Source organism: Pseudoalteromonas sp. MEBiC 03607 (assembly GCF_004792295.1).
GTDB classification, from domain to species: Bacteria; Pseudomonadota; Gammaproteobacteria; order Enterobacterales; family Alteromonadaceae; genus Pseudoalteromonas; species Pseudoalteromonas lipolytica_C.
Genome location: NZ_SRRY01000002.1, coordinates 443,857 through 458,583, shown reverse-complemented (window position 1 = coordinate 458,583; position 14,727 = coordinate 443,857). Strand labels below are relative to the sequence as shown.

General features: G+C 42.6%; 11 protein-coding genes. 7 read left to right on the top strand and 4 right to left on the bottom strand.

Features of this window, described 5'->3' with window-relative positions:
• Positions 1–184: 184 nt before the first annotated feature.
• The 5 genes from E5N72_RS19055 to E5N72_RS19035 are packed head-to-tail and all read left to right on the top strand — an operon-like array spanning position 185 to position 5,286.
• Positions 185–1,993, top strand: coding sequence for a glycoside hydrolase family 3 protein (locus tag E5N72_RS19055; RefSeq protein ID WP_135926683.1), 1,809 nt, complete (start codon positions 185–187; stop codon positions 1,991–1,993).
• Between the two features lie 48 nt (positions 1,994–2,041).
• Entirely contained in the window at positions 2,042–2,839 is a 798-nt protein-coding gene (locus tag E5N72_RS19050; protein WP_135926682.1) for a putative hydro-lyase, read from the top strand.
• 7 nt (positions 2,840–2,846) lie between these two features.
• On the top strand, positions 2,847–3,578 hold the full coding sequence (locus E5N72_RS19045; RefSeq protein WP_135926953.1) for a 5-oxoprolinase subunit PxpA: 732 nt from the start codon (positions 2,847–2,849) through the stop codon (positions 3,576–3,578).
• The gene (locus E5N72_RS19040; RefSeq protein ID WP_135926681.1) at positions 3,563–4,426 is read left to right on the top strand and encodes a glutamate cyclase domain-containing protein; all 864 of its coding nucleotides are present in this window, start codon (positions 3,563–3,565) and stop codon (positions 4,424–4,426) included. The genes E5N72_RS19045 and E5N72_RS19040 overlap by 16 nt, the downstream gene beginning before the upstream one ends.
• A gap of 2 nt (positions 4,427–4,428) precedes the next feature.
• Complete coding sequence (locus E5N72_RS19035; protein WP_135926680.1) at positions 4,429–5,286, top strand: aminotransferase class IV; 858 nt, start codon at positions 4,429–4,431, stop codon at positions 5,284–5,286.
• Between the two features lie 49 nt (positions 5,287–5,335).
• Here E5N72_RS19035 and E5N72_RS19030 read toward each other — a convergent pair whose 3' ends face one another.
• The 3 genes from E5N72_RS19030 to E5N72_RS19020 form a co-directional block, all read right to left on the bottom strand.
• A complete protein-coding gene (locus tag E5N72_RS19030) occupies positions 5,336–6,316 on the bottom strand; it encodes a WD40 repeat domain-containing protein (RefSeq protein WP_168246763.1) in 981 nt (326 codons plus the stop codon).
• A 335-nt stretch (positions 6,317–6,651) separates the two neighbouring features.
• Entirely contained in the window at positions 6,652–6,966 is a 315-nt protein-coding gene (locus E5N72_RS19025; RefSeq protein WP_135926678.1) for a hypothetical protein, read from the bottom strand.
• A gap of 279 nt (positions 6,967–7,245) precedes the next feature.
• Positions 7,246–7,623, bottom strand: coding sequence for a VOC family protein (locus E5N72_RS19020; RefSeq protein ID WP_054563159.1), 378 nt, complete (start codon positions 7,621–7,623; stop codon positions 7,246–7,248).
• A 152-nt stretch (positions 7,624–7,775) separates the two neighbouring features.
• On the opposite strand from E5N72_RS19020, the gene E5N72_RS19015 reads away from it, so the two are divergent.
• Positions 7,776–9,797: a S9 family peptidase gene (locus E5N72_RS19015; RefSeq protein ID WP_135926677.1), complete on the top strand. Its 2,022-nt coding sequence runs from the start codon at positions 7,776–7,778 to the stop codon at positions 9,795–9,797.
• Between the two features lie 758 nt (positions 9,798–10,555).
• Here E5N72_RS19015 and E5N72_RS19010 read toward each other — a convergent pair.
• On the bottom strand, positions 10,556–12,157 hold the full coding sequence (locus E5N72_RS19010) for an isocitrate lyase (RefSeq protein WP_135926676.1): 1,602 nt from the start codon (positions 12,155–12,157) through the stop codon (positions 10,556–10,558).
• A 226-nt stretch (positions 12,158–12,383) separates the two neighbouring features.
• On the opposite strand from E5N72_RS19010, the gene E5N72_RS19005 reads away from it, so the two are divergent.
• Positions 12,384–14,561, top strand: coding sequence for a malate synthase G (locus tag E5N72_RS19005; RefSeq protein ID WP_135926675.1), 2,178 nt, complete (start codon positions 12,384–12,386; stop codon positions 14,559–14,561).
• Positions 14,562–14,727 lie beyond the last annotated feature (166 nt).

Sequence of the window (14,727 nt, the reverse complement as noted above, 5' to 3'; positions counted from 1 at the left end):
ACTTAGCTTTTTGCAGTTAGACAAAAAAACCGCTAGGGTAGCAAAAAAATACTGTATTTATATTTAAAAACCCATTAACATCAAGAATAATTTATTCTAAAAATCAAATAAGCGTTTAGCTTTGGAGCTTGCTGTGTTAAATAAGTTTGCACTATCGTCACTGGTTATCGGATTAGGGTGTTTCATGCCATTACAATCATCATTTGCTGAATCTGCGTTAACTTTAAAACAACAGTTAGGGCAAAAGCTGATGCTCGACTTGCGCTATTACTGTGAGCAAGACACCGGCGAGCAAAAATGTCGAACGCCAGTCACCCGCTTACCTGCTGATTTAGCTAATATCATCAGCAAACACAACATTGGTGGTGTTATTTTATTTGCTGAAAATATCGATACCGTGCCCCAAGTAATCAAACTTAATAACGACTTACAACAAGCTGCTGCAAAGTCTGAACTTGGCTTACCGCTATTTATTTCAATAGACCAAGAAGGTGGCCGCGTAGCTCGTATACCACGTGATGTTGGCACTTCATTTACCGGTAATATGTCGATTGGCGCAACTTATAAAGAACACGGTACACACTTCGCAACAGAGTCTGCCCGTATAATAGCAGAAGAGCTGTTGGCACTTGGTGTAAATGTTAACTATGCGCCAACAGTTGATGTGAACATGAACCCAGATAACCCAGTTATTAACGTGCGCTCATACGGCGAAGATCCGCAGTTGGTTGCAAAACTAGGTGGCGCACAAGTGGCAGGGTTTGAAAATAATGGCGTTATTTCATCGTTAAAGCACTTTCCGGGTCATGGTGATACAAACGTCGATAGTCATACTGGCCTGCCAAAAGTAATGCATGACAAAGAGACTATTTGGCAGCAAGACTTACCGCCGTTTAAAGACATAATTAAAAATCAGCAACCGGGTATGATTATGACTGCGCATATCCAATACCCAGCCCTAGATGACAGCACCTTTGTTAGTAAAGAAGGGAAAACCATGATCAAGCCAGCGACCATGTCGCGTAAAATCATCACTGATTTACTACGTGATGAGCTTGGTTATCAAGGTGTTGTGATCACAGATGCACTAGACATGGCTGGTATCAGCCACTTCTTTGAGCCAATCGAAGCGGTTGTAAATACCTTCGCTGCAGGTGTTGATATTGCCCTTATGCCAATCGAAATCAGAAGTCCAAAAGATTTAGAGGTACTTGAAGCTCTTATAGACCGATTAGAGGAAGAAGTTCAGCACGGTACTTTAAACGCCGATGAGATCACAGCTTCTGCAACACGTATTTTAAAGCTTAAAGAAAAGTTTAAGCTCACAACAAAGCTTGATGATGAAGCAGCCATCAAAAAAGCACAGCTTTTACTGGGTGACCAAAGTCACAGAAAAGTAGAGGCTGAGTTAGCCCTTGCAGCTATCACCGAAGTAAAAAACGAGAACAACACACTGCCACTGAACATTAAATCAGGTACAAAAGTACATATCATCATGCCTGATACGCGCAAATGTTTTGCCCTACAACAAGCACTGCTTGATAACACTAATACACTACTAAGCTTTAGCTGCACTAGCTTACAAGGCTACGAGCCAATTTCGACCTTAAAAGAAATGAATGAGGCCGATGTGATCATTGCTGCAAATGCATCACCAAAACAAAGTGCTGTTGAAGTAGGCGGAATGGATGATTTAGCTGATAATCCTGAATTTGCTATCGCTAAGGCAGATCAATCAGCAGCACTAGAGTCATTACTAAAGCAAGCTAAGCTAGCGAACAAGAAAACTGTTTTTGTTAGCTTACGAGCTCCATACGATATTTCACAATTTGGCAAATTTGCCGATGCAGTTCTTGCCACTTATGCTTACAATATTGATATAGACACCGAAGAAAAGATTGCTGGCCCTGCGTTTACTGCACTTGCAAAAGTGCTGATGGGTAAGGCCTCTGCAAATGGACAACTACCAGTAACTGTTAATGGCTTAAACTGAGTGCTATTGTAGCAGCATCAGTTGAGTGTTAATTTCAAGGAGAGACACATGCAAAAAGATGCATCATTAACCACCCCTGCCGCTATTCGTAAAATAGTGAGAGGGGGCGACTACAGCGGAAATACATCTGGCTTTGCGCCAGGGTTCGTACAGGCAAATTTGGTCATTTTACCCAAGCAATACGCGTTTGATTTTTTGCAATTTAGTCAGGCAAATCCGAAAGCTTGCCCAATCATTGCAACAAGTCGATTACCAGGCGTAACCGATATGCCTACGGTTGGGGAAGATATTGATATTCGTAGTGACTTACCACGTTATCGCGTTTTCAAAAATGGTCAAATGATTAAAGAAGTTACTAACATTACCGAGTATTGGCGTGATGACTTAGTCACTTTTTTAATTGGTTGTTCTTTCTCGTTTGAAGAAGCACTTATTGCAGCAGGACTTGAAATTCGTAACATTACTGAACAAAGAAATGTTCCCATGTACCTTACAAATATCGCATGTCAAAAGGCGGGGATTTTTCATGCTAACATGGTAGTAAGCATGCGTCCGATGAAACCTGCCGATGCTATTCGGGCGATTCAAATTTGTAGTCGCTTTCCGGGGGTACATGGCGCTCCAGTACATTTTGGTGACCCTGCAGCAATTGGGATTAAGGATATTAATAAACCTGAATTTGGCGATCAGGTTAGCATTCGTGAAGGTGAGGTACCGGTATTTTGGGCCTGTGGTGTAACCCCACAAATAGCCATTGCCAATGCAGCACCTGACTTTTGTATAACCCACAGCCCAGGGCATATGCTGATCACCGATATTCCAAACAGCAAAATGGCAGCCTTTTAATATGACAATAAAACTCAATTGCGACCTTGGCGAAAGCTTTGGAATGTGGAAAATGGGCCTCGACGAGCAAGTAATGCCGCATATCGATATGGCTAATATTGCCTGCGGTTTTCATGCCGGAGATGCCGATGTAATGGCCGCAACCTTAGCTCTTGCCAAGCAGCATAATGTTACCATTGGTGCGCACCCAAGTTACCCTGATAAACAGGGATTTGGACGTCGCTCTATGGCAATGAGTGACAAAGAGCTGAGCAATTGTCTTTATTATCAAATTGCAGCCATTGATGGGATGGCTGCAGTACATGGTTTAACGCTTGAATATGTTAAACCTCATGGCGCGCTATATAACGATATGATGAGCGATGAGCGTATTTTAAATGTCGTTATGCGTGCTGTTGCTAGTTATCCTAAGCCATTAAAGTTAATGATTTTAGCAACTAATCTTTCTGCCAAACATCAAGCCATGGCAAACGAGGTTGAACTCGAGCTGATATTAGAGGCGTTTGCCGATCGGCAATACACTGATGAAGGAAAGCTCGTATCACGCTCTCTTGCAGGCAGTGTTCACGATAAATCAACATTAATCGCACAAGTAAAGCAGCTATTGGAGCATGGCACAGTGACAACGCGAAGCGGTCAGCAACTGGCTCTTCATGCCGACAGCCTCTGTGTACACGGCGATAATGAAGCGGGTATTGCGCTAATTCAAGAGATCAAAGCATTATGTCAGCAAGCCTAAGCGACGACTCGCTCAGCACACACATTGAAACCATGATGGTTGAGCAAAATCCACGTGGTATGCAGCACTTGTACGCCAAGCAAGAGACTGGCACCTATTTGCGTGCGGCAAAATCTCTTCATCACGCGCAAGGAACCGTGTTGATTGGAACTGGCTTTGCGGTCAATAATACCTTCGAAACCGACGGCCCGGTAGGTGCTATAGCACTTTACAAAGTACTCGAAAAGCTTGGTAAACAGCCGATATTGGTTACTGGCAACCCCCTTTACAGTGCTCTAAAAAACGATTTTAACTGTTTTGAGTTGCCGATTAACAGTATTGAAAATGCCCGCACTTTTAGCATTAAAGCCCTTGAGCAGCTAAAACCTGAGTGTGTTTTATCAATAGAACGCCCGGGGCTTAACGAGCATCAGCGTTATTATAATATGCGCGGTATTGATATTTCGGAGCATTGCGGCTGCTTTGATTTTTTTATAACAGAAGCACCTTGCCCCACCATAGCGATTGGTGATGGCGGTAACGAAATAGGCATGGGTAACCTTGCACAGCATATGCAAGCACTTAACATTACTCCTTGTATAACCCCTTGCGATGAGCTTTTACTTGCCGATGTATCTAACTGGGCGGCATACGGGCTAATTGCTTTTTTAAGTCGCTGGCATAACACAGATTTGTTGGCTGATATTGAACCACTCAACATTTTAAATTACCTAAGTGAGCGCGGTAGTGTCGATGGCGTCACCCATAAAAATGAGCTCACCGAAGACGGCTTGCACGCGATGCATGGCCAACAATTAATAACTCGGCTTCGCCAACTTGGCGGCTTTACGACAGAGAATGAGGTTTAACAATGGGCACGGTATACCTAAACGGTGAGTACCTTGGCGCTGATGAAGCAAAGATTTCACCAATGGATCGCGGTTTCTTATTTGGCGATGGTATCTATGAAGTGATCCCATCATACCACGGCAAAATGCTTGGTTTTGGTGCACATATTGAACGTATGAATAACGGTTTAAATGAGCTTGAAATTAAGCTCGATTACACTGCCGATACGTGGCGTAAAATCTGTAATGATTTATGCGAGAAAAACCAAGGTGATAACCTAGGGATTTATTTACACGTTAGTCGCGGCGCTGACACTAAACGTGCCCACGGCTACCCAACGAATATTACCCCAACCGTATTTGCGTTTGCTTTTGAAATTCCGGCAGAGCCAAAAAGCGACATAGATAGCGCAACAACTTACACCGTATCGCTTGAGCAAGACCGTCGCTGGCAACGTTGCCATATTAAATCAACGGCACTGCTTGGCAACGTGATCCATTACCAACATGGTGCAGCAGCGGGTAACAAAGAAACCATTCTATTTAATCGCTTAGAAGAAATTACCGAAGCAAGTTCAAGTAATGTGTTTATCGTAAAAGATGGCGTGATCAGTACTCCACCTCTTGATAACCAAATTTTACCGGGAATAACCCGCTGGTTAATAATCAACATTCTACACAGCCACAGTGACTTTAAAGTGCAAGAGCGCATTGTTAGTAAAGATGAGTTACTTGATGCCGACGAAGTATGGATCACCAGCGCCACTAAAGAAGTTGGCCCAGTCGTAAAAGTAAATGGTAAGTTAGTTGGCGATGGTAAACCTGGTGCAGTTTGGCAACAAGTACAAAGCCTGTTTTCTAAGCATAAGTTTGATTACTAATTTAATCGTAATTTAAAACAAACGCCTACATAAAGTAGGCGTTTTTGTTTTAGCTTTTATTTGGTTTATAAGGCCAAGCTTGCAATAGGCCGTCACTGGTTTCTGAATATAGCTGCTTACCATCGTAAGCCACACTTAGTACTGACGTACGTTGGCGCTGTTGTTTAGCTTCGTATTCAGCAATGAGTTCACCATCTGCAACGCGATATAAACGCATCTTCATTTTTGGTGAGCCCGTTAATAGCCATTTATCTTGATTAATAAATTGCGATGCAGTGAATTCAATAAAGTTAGAGTATGAAGACACTTCAGATAGCTCTTTTTTATTGGCTAAATCAAAAAATACACGATCATCAACCGAGTCAATTGCAAAGCCCAAGCTCGCTGTTTTATTTAACGTAACGTGATTCACTCTAGTCGCTAAACGCTCTTCAAAGCGAGTGCTGCCATCGTTCGTTGACCAAAGCTTAACGTACTTGTCGCTTGAGCCGGTAAACGCCCACTGACCATCAGCCGATAACGCCACGCTATTAATATCTAAACGATGAATATCAAAACGCTTAGTATCGCCTGTGCGGGTATTTATCACCTCAGCTTTGCCGCTACGATAAGCAATAACCAACGTATCGCCTACTGCTGAAATAGCGATGTCTCTAGCGATTTCTTGTCCGGTGAGCCAAGTACCAATACTACGCCCTGTGCGAGTATCGTATAAAGTCACCGATAACCGATTTGAAATGAAAAAACGAGATTTGTTAGCGCTAAAGCCCGCAAGCTCAACATGTTCAGCGCCCTGCCCTGTTATACAATCGTATAGACGCACTTTTAACTGATTATCCCAAACGCACACCTCAGATTGGCTTGCCACTAACGCGTGACTCGCATCCTCGGTTAGCGCCGTGGCACTTAGTAGCTCATTGCCATGGGCAAATTCACTGCTAGCAGGGGCAGTAAACACCTCACCTCCACCACAGCCCACAAGGCTCAGTGCAAATACACAAGCAAGAGGTTTAAAAAGTTTCGACGTCATGATCATTCTCAATTTTTATAATTATTTTATATTGGAGCAGTGTAATGAAAATAAGCGGAAGTTGGTAGGGGAACTAGCCATCAGCTTTCAGCCGTCAGCCATCAGGTTGAGAGTCGATAGATTTAAGTCGTTAGTGGTTAGATAGAACGAGTAACGAAATGCGAGGTAGGAGGTGCTTTAGCGCCGAACAACAGCTTTCTAATCACAGCTTAAGATTACCCTACGATTTTCTTGTAGGCGTGAAATTTATTTCGCGCGACTTTTTGCGAATTGTAGGTCGTGCTTTAGCGCGTTTTCTAAAAAAGCTCGCTTTGCTTACCATGAGATCTATTGTTTTAATTGGTACTTGAAACAGATTCACAATTAACAGTCGATTTTTTTGATGTTTTATCTAACTTCCGAGTCACTAAAAGCTCCTCGTTTTCAACGGTTAAACTTACATTTTTATACCAATCATCAAAACTGGCTTTAGTTGCACTAGCTGGTAATTCAAATCCAAACGCAGAATCAATTTGCTCGAAGCTTGTTGGAGTTTCTTTCTTCAAACACCAGTATAAGCCACTCAAGGCGCCAAAAAGATCGTCAGGTTCTTCTGCGTATACGGAATGCCAAACTAAGCAAGAGACAATGAGATACACTAATTTTTTCATAATTCTGCACATTTACTTTAAATGAATTGCTATCACTAGATGTGTATAAAACACCGAAGCTTGTCAATTTTGAGCATGCATACTTTACAAAGCTATAACAGTTCTACTCATAGCTACCTGAAAACCAGTCTAAATGAGCCATAATGTTCTAAGCTGGTGAAACTTACTCTTTATTATCTAAAACCTCGACTACATAAGCTAGGCCCTGTTTCCTAGAGCCTAGCCCCTATTAACTTTCAATCTGATAGCTGACGGCTGATAGCTGACAGCTAACTTCCCTCACCCATGCGTAAAACAAAACACATTAAGTTTGTTACCGTCTAGGTCTCTGAAGTACCCCGCATAAAAGCCGGGCATTTCGCGTGGGCCGGGGGCGCCTTCGTCTGTGCCACCTAATTCTATGGCTTTTTTATAAAAGGCGTCTACTTGGGCTGGGGTTTCGACTGCCAGAGCAATCATGGTGCCGTTACCTACAGTGGCTTTTTCATCGTTATAAGGTTTGGTAACCGCAAAACCGGGCTTATCTTGGCCTGTACTCCATGCGACAAAGCGGTCAGTTTCTAAAAAGCGCTCGGCGTTTAGAGTGGCGAACAATTCATCGTAATACTTTACTGCTTTAGCTAGGTTGTTTGTGCCTAACATGATGTAACCTATCATTGTGTGCTCCTTACGTTTAAAAGTGTCTGTACTCAACATAAAAGGGAAATGACCATCTGTCTATTGATTTCTCCATTCATCGCAATGGACTATATTTCTGATGGTTGTTACTTTATAACAGATTAAACACTGCTCACTAACAAGGAATTAAAATGAAGTTTAAAACGCCTTTAGCACTGCTTGCAGCAGCCAGCTTTTACAGCCATGCAGGAGCTAGCAATACTTTTCAACTTGAAAATGTTTTTGATCTTGAATACGCCAACCAAATAGAAATGACAAAAAATGGCGATACAATTTACTTTGTGCGTAATCGCATGGATATCAAAAGCGACCGTAAAGTCAGTAATATTTGGTCAGTAAACCCAGATGGTAAAACCATGCAGCCGCTAACGTCTGGCGTGCATATGGATTACTCACCGGTGCTGTCACCAGATGAAACGCGTTTAGCGTTTATTTCTACCCGTGATGGCAGTAGCCAAATCTATGTGAAATGGTTAAAAACCGGTAACGTAGCAAAAATTAGTAACCTAACGCAAAGCCCCGGCGGATTAACTTGGACGCCAGATGGCAAACAATTGGTGTTTAGCCAGTTTGTGCCTGCAAAATCAGCAAGCCCTGTGTCTTTACCAGGTAAGCCTGAAGGCGCTAAGTGGGCAGAGCCAGCTAAATATATTGACGATACCTATTATCGTGCTGATGGCGGTGGCTACTCAGAAAAAGGTTACCGTCACTTTTTTATCATCAGTGCAACGGGCGGCAATGCTCGCCAATTGAGCTCTGGTGATTTTGATCACGGCGGAGCTATTAGCTTTAACGAAAAAGGTGATGCATTTTATTTTTCTGCTAATCGCCATACAGATAATGAACTGAAACCAACAAATTCAGAAGTTTATAAACTAAGTTTAAGTGATTTATCGATCACACAAATCACTGACCGTGTTGGACCTGATTCACGCCCAAAAGTGTCACCTAATGGTCGTTACCTTGCTTATACAGGCTATGATGACAAAAAAACTAACTATGAAAACAACGACATTTATTTACTAGATTTGAAATCAGGAAAAACCTCGGTACTCACAGCAGATTTAGATCGTAGTGTCGAAGATATAAAATGGGATGATAGCGGCAGTGGTCTTTATTTTAGCTACGATAGCGAAGGTAAAACACATCTAGCTTACCAACCGCGTAGTGGTAAACATAAAGTAATTACCGACAAAATTGGTAGTGTCGCCTTTGGTCGCCCGTATTCAGGTGGTGACTTTGATGTCAGTGAAGATGGTGAAGTTGCATTCACACTCGCTGATACCCAGCGCCCAGCTGATGTAGCATTAATTAAGCGTGGTAAAACGGCTCGTTTAACGCAATTAAACGAGGATGCACTTGGCGACAAAGAGCTTGCCAAAGTTGAAGAGATTTGGGTTAAATCAAGCCACGACGGTTTGGCTATTCAAGGTTGGATTGCTTACCCACCGGGTTTTGATAAAAACAAAAAGTACCCACTTGTTTTAGAGATCCACGGCGGTCCTGTTGCAAACTACGGTCCTCACTTTAGCCCTGAAGTACAATTATACGCAGCCAAAGGTAATGTTGTACTTTATATGAACCCGCGCGGCAGTGACTCATACGGTAAAGAGTTTGCGCAAACAATTCATCATAACTACCCAAGTAATGACTTTGATGACTTAATGACAGGTGTTGATGCTGTCATCAATAAAGGCTTTATTGATGAAAGCAAACTATTCGTTACCGGCGGTTCAGGTGGCGGGGTATTAACAGCTTGGATTGTGGGTCATACAGACCGCTTTGCAGCAGCTGTTGTTGCTAAACCTGTTATCAATTGGATCAGCTTTGTACTAACTGCTGACTTCTACCCTTTCTTTGCTGATTATTGGTTCCCTGGTAAGCCATGGGACAATATTGAGCATTACATGAAGCGCTCACCTATTAGCTATGTGGGCAATGTAAAAACACCAACTATGCTATTAACCGGTGAATCAGACTATCGCACGCCGATTTCTGAAACCGAGCAGTTTTACCAAGCGTTAAAGCTACAAGGTGTTGATACCGCCATGGTGCGCATTCCTAATGCATCACATGGTATTACCGCTCGCCCATCAAACCTGATGAGTAAAGTCGCGTATATTCAATGGTGGTTTGATAAACATAGTAAGTAGTTGCAAGTTAGCAAAGCATTGAAGGCGCGATTCTATATCGCGCCATTTCCGAAACATCATCTAATAAAACTATAACGCGGGGCAACCCCGCTGCTACTTGCTAACTTTACTCTTGCTAACTTTCTCCTTTCCAGCTTCCCCTTGTAAACCCCCTTTACAGTCAAAATGTGAGTAACTCCTTACATACCTTTTTTAAATATCGGACATTAATCCAAAAGCAGTTGGTAAAAAATCGGTTTATAGACAAAATCAGTAACTTGAGTTAGTAAAAAATCGGTTTGTGCCGCTAGAAACCTAGCTTCAGTTAGTAAAATTTTGGTTTGTAAGGGTGCTGAGTTGGTAAAAAATCGGTTTATCAATGACGTGAGTTGATAAAAATTCGGTTTATAAATCGATAGAGTTTACAAAACAGCAGTATATTGCCGTTTATATGAGCCAATTTTAGCGATTCTAGAGTCAGTAATCAGGCAACAACCCCTAAATTAAGGCTTATAAGGCGGAGCTAGTTAAATCCTGATCTAAAATTTTTAGGCTGGTAAATGCGTGATCTGTATTTTTATAAAGCTAGTAAATGGCTGATCCAAGACTTAGTTAAAGAGTGATCCGAGATGCGAGGTTCGAGGTTCGAGATGCGAGGTGCAAGGTGAGAGATGCGAGTCTGATGGCTGACGGCTGAAAGCTGATAGCTAAAATGTGAAAAAGGGCCCGAAGGCCCCTAACAACATTATTGAATAGCTATAAAGGAAATTACAACTTGGTTAGAACTGGTTCATAGTATTTGCTTCACCACCGGCTTTAAGCGCATTTTCACCAGAGAAGTACTCTTTATGAGTATCACCAATGTTAGAACCTGCTAGGTCTTGGTGTTTCACTGATGCTTGCTCACGGCGAATTTCTTGACGTTGTACGTCGCGAACATACGCTAGCATGCCTAGGTTGCCGAAATAGCCTTCTGATAGAATATCAGTGCTTAGCGCCGCTGTATGGTAAGTTGGTAGCGTGATTAAGTGGTGGAAAATACCCGCTTCACGTGCACCATCTTTTTGGAAGTTTTGCACAAGTACGTCTGCTGCCGCTGCAAGCTCTGTGTCATCCATTTCTGGTGCCATTAATGCCTTATTGTCATCGATGCTTGGGTAAGCTGATAAGTCTTTACCTTGCTCTTGCCACTCAGCATATACTTGCTCACGGAATTTAAGTGTCCAGTTGAACGACGGAGAGTTGTTGTATACCAGCTTAGCATTAGGTACTTGCTCTTTAACGCGGTTAACAAGCTCAGCGATTTGTTTAACGTTTGGTTTTTCTGTTTCAATCCACAGTAAGTCAGCGCCTGATTGTAAGCTAGTTACACAGTCTAGAACTACGCGGTCTTTCTCTGTGCCTTCACGGAACTGGTATAAACCATTATCTAAACGTGTTGGTTTGCAAAGCTGGCCATTAAGCTTCATTGCTGTGTCGCCCTCGTTTAAGTCATCAACACTGTTTACTGGTGTTGTTTCAAGGAACGACGTGTATTGGCTAGCAAGGTCGCCAGGTGTTTTAGATACAGGCACTTTTTGAGTAAGGCTTGCACCTAATGAGTCTGTACGAGCAACGATAATGCCGTTATCAATACCCAGCTCTAAGAATGCGTAACGAACTGCGTTAATTTTTGCTAAGAAATCTTCATGCGGTACAGTTACTTTACCTGCTTGGTGACCACATTGTTTTGCGTCAGATACTTGGTTCTCGATTTGGATAGCACATGCACCCGCTTCAATCATCTTTTTAGCCAGTAGGTAAGTTGCCTCTTCGTTACCGAAACCCGCATCGATATCAGCAATAATTGGCACAACATGGCTTTCGAAGTTATCAATTTTATCTAGCACAGCTTGAACGTCACCGCCGTTTGCTTTCGCTTCGTCTAGGTCTTTGTAAAGGTGGTCAAGCTCACGTGCATCAGCTTGCTTTAAGAAAGTGTAGATTTCTTCGATTAGCGCTGGAACAGATGTTTTTTCATGCATACTTTGGTCAGGTAATGGACCAAACTCAGAGCGAAGTGCCGCAACCATCCAGCCACTTAGGTATACATAGCTACGTTTGGTTGTTTTGTTATGACGTTTAATTGCCATCATCATTTGCTGTGCAGTGAAACCATGCCAACAACCTAATGATTGTGTGTATTGGCTGTGGTCAGCATCGTAAGCTGCCATGTCTGCACGCATAATGTCTGCAGTGTATTGAGCAATGTCTAGACCCGTACGAAAACGGTTTTGTAAGCGCATACGGCTTGCGTATTCAGGGTTGATTGACTGCCACGTTTTGCCTTGTGTTTGACATAAAGTAGCTAGGTTATCGGTTTCGCGTTGATATGTTGTCATAATAAAAGTCCTTCGAACGGGTTATCTATTTTTTGTTAGTGAGAGTGGCTACTGGCGTTTGCTTCGTAGCGCTTAATTCAACATTAGGCGGATTTTTTGGATTTAGTAAATTTATAGTTGTTATTGCCACTATATTTTTAGTGAATGGTAAATAGCCTGCTTATTAGCCTTTTTTACGATATGGTTGAACCATGAATGATCAAATTACGCTCGTTTAAAGGACATTATTATGACCACTCTCTCACTTAACGGTTTAAGCGTTGATCAACAACTTGCACAGTTTGTTGAACAGCAACTTCTACCAGGAACTGGCATTAGCACAGATACTTTTTGGCAAGGTTTTGCTGATATCGTCAATGAATTAACGCCAATCAATCGCGCCCTTTTAGAAAAACGCGAACAACTACAAGCCAAGATTGATGACTATCACAAGCAGCAACCGGTATGGGATGCAGCTAACTATCAAGCATTTCTTGAAGATATTGGCTATCTCGTTCCTGAGCCAGCTAGTTTCAGCATCGAAACCGAGCAGGTTGAGCCTGAAATCGCCAGCACCGCGGGGCCGCAGCTTGTTGTGCCAGTGAGCAATGCACGCTTTGCCTTAAATGCAGCCAATGCTCGCTGGGGCTCACTGTATGATGCGCTATACGGCACTGATGTTTTAAGTGAAGATGACGGCGCCGAAAAAGGCTCTACATACAACCCAGTACGCGGTTTTAAAGTAATGGCTTATGCCCGCCAATTCCTCGATAAAGCATTACCTTTAGCAAATGGCTCACACATCGAAAGTACCAGCTATGCAGTGGTAAATAATGAGCTTTTAATCACATTACGTGACAGCAGTCAGGTTCGCCTAGCTAACCCTGAACAACTTATTGGCTACCAAGGTGAAGCACAAAATCCTAGCGCTATCTTATTGAAAAATAATGGCTTACATATAGAACTGCAAATCGACCACCATCACCCAATAGGCCAAGCAGATAAAGCAGGCCTAAAAGATGTACTACTTGAAGCAGCCCTCACAACGATTATGGACTGTGAAGATTCCGTTGCTGCCGTTGATGCCGAAGACAAAGTAAACGTCTATCAAAACTGGCTTGGTTTAATGCAAGGAAACCTAGTAGAAGCATTTAACAAAGATGGCAAAACCATTGAGCGCCGTTTAGCACAAGACCGCCAATATCAAGGTGTAAATGGCGAAACAATCACGCTTAAAGGCCGTAGCATGATGTTTGTGCGTAACGTTGGCCATTTAATGACAAATCCAGCTATCCAAGATAGTGAAGGCAATGACGTGTTTGAAGGCATTATGGATGCCATTATCACCAGCACCGCAGCGCTTCATGATTTAAAAGGCACAAGCCCCCTTAAAAATTCAACGGCTAATAGCATTAACATTGTTAAACCAAAAATGCATGGCCCGGAAGAAGTGGCATTCACTAATACCCTATTTACCCGCGTTGAGCAGCTGCTAGGCTTGCCTGCAAACACCATTAAAATGGGTATTATGGATGAAGAACGCCGCACTTCAGCTAACTTAAAAGCCTGTATTTTCGAGGCTAAAAACCGTGTTGTATTCATCAATACCGGTTTCTTAGACCGTACTGGTGACGAAATTCATACTTCAATGCAAGCAGGTGTGGTATTGCCAAAAGGCGCAATTAAACTTGAGCCTTGGATCAGCGCATACGAAGATCGCAACGTTGATATTGGCTTAGCTACAGGTCTCAGTGGTAAAGCACAAATTGGTAAAGGTATGTGGCCAATGCCAGATAAAATGGCGTTAATGATGGAACAAAAAAGTGGTCACCCGAAAAGTGGTGCAAATACCGCGTGGGTGCCCTCTCCTACTGCTGCAACGCTGCATGCAATGCATTATCACGATATTGATGTATTTGCTTGTCAAAAAGCGCTTATGGACCGTAAAGAAGCAAGCCTTACCAGCTTACTCACTCCACCGCTTATGAAAGATGCCAGCAGCTTAAGCAAAGAAGATATTCAAGCCGAACTTGATAACAATGCACAGGGTATTTTAGGTTATGTTGTGCGTTGGATTGACCAAGGTATTGGCTGCTCAAAAGTACCAGACATCAACCATGTTGGCTTAATGGAAGACCGTGCCACACTGCGTATTTCAAGCCAACACATGGCCAACTGGCTGTATCATGGTGTTTGTTCTGAAGAGCAAATTAGAAAAACCATGGCACGCATGGCGAAAGTCGTTGATGGCCAAAATGAAGGTGATCCTGCTTACAAAAATATGGCTGATTCAGCCGAAACCTTAGCGCAAAGCGTTGCTTATCAAGCAGCGTTAGCCCTTGTTTTAGAGGGAGTTAAACAACCTAGTGGATATACTGAACCATTATTGCATGCGTTCCGTATAAAATATAAGTCGTTAAATTAGCCACTACACAACTCTCCTTCGAGTTTCATGTGTCGTTCATAGCAGCCTAAGGGCTGCTTTTTTTTGACTAATATCAATTGAACTCATAACGACAGTGAATACTCATCATTCATGGCATAATAAAAATCTATTAAAAAAGGGGCATTTGTTACCAAATGCCCCTTTT

What these genes read in the sequence shown, in the direction of transcription:
- E5N72_RS19055 (WP_135926683.1), top strand. Translation starts at nt 185, where the DNA reads ATGCCATTACAATCATCATTTGCTGAATCTGCGTTAACTTTAAAACAA.
- E5N72_RS19050 (WP_135926682.1), top strand. Translation starts at nt 2,042, where the DNA reads ATGCAAAAAGATGCATCATTAACCACCCCTGCCGCTATTCGTAAAATA.
- E5N72_RS19040 (WP_135926681.1), top strand. Translation starts at nt 3,563, where the DNA reads ATGTCAGCAAGCCTAAGCGACGACTCGCTCAGCACACACATTGAAACC.
- E5N72_RS19035 (WP_135926680.1), top strand. Translation starts at nt 4,429, where the DNA reads ATGGGCACGGTATACCTAAACGGTGAGTACCTTGGCGCTGATGAAGCA.
- E5N72_RS19030 (WP_168246763.1), bottom strand. Translation starts at nt 6,316, where the DNA reads ATGACGTCGAAACTTTTTAAACCTCTTGCTTGTGTATTTGCACTGAGC.
- E5N72_RS19025 (WP_135926678.1), bottom strand. Translation starts at nt 6,966, where the DNA reads ATGAAAAAATTAGTGTATCTCATTGTCTCTTGCTTAGTTTGGCATTCC.
- E5N72_RS19020 (WP_054563159.1), bottom strand. Translation starts at nt 7,623, where the DNA reads ATGATAGGTTACATCATGTTAGGCACAAACAACCTAGCTAAAGCAGTA.
- E5N72_RS19015 (WP_135926677.1), top strand. Translation starts at nt 7,776, where the DNA reads ATGAAGTTTAAAACGCCTTTAGCACTGCTTGCAGCAGCCAGCTTTTAC.
- E5N72_RS19010 (WP_135926676.1), bottom strand. Translation starts at nt 12,157, where the DNA reads ATGACAACATATCAACGCGAAACCGATAACCTAGCTACTTTATGTCAA.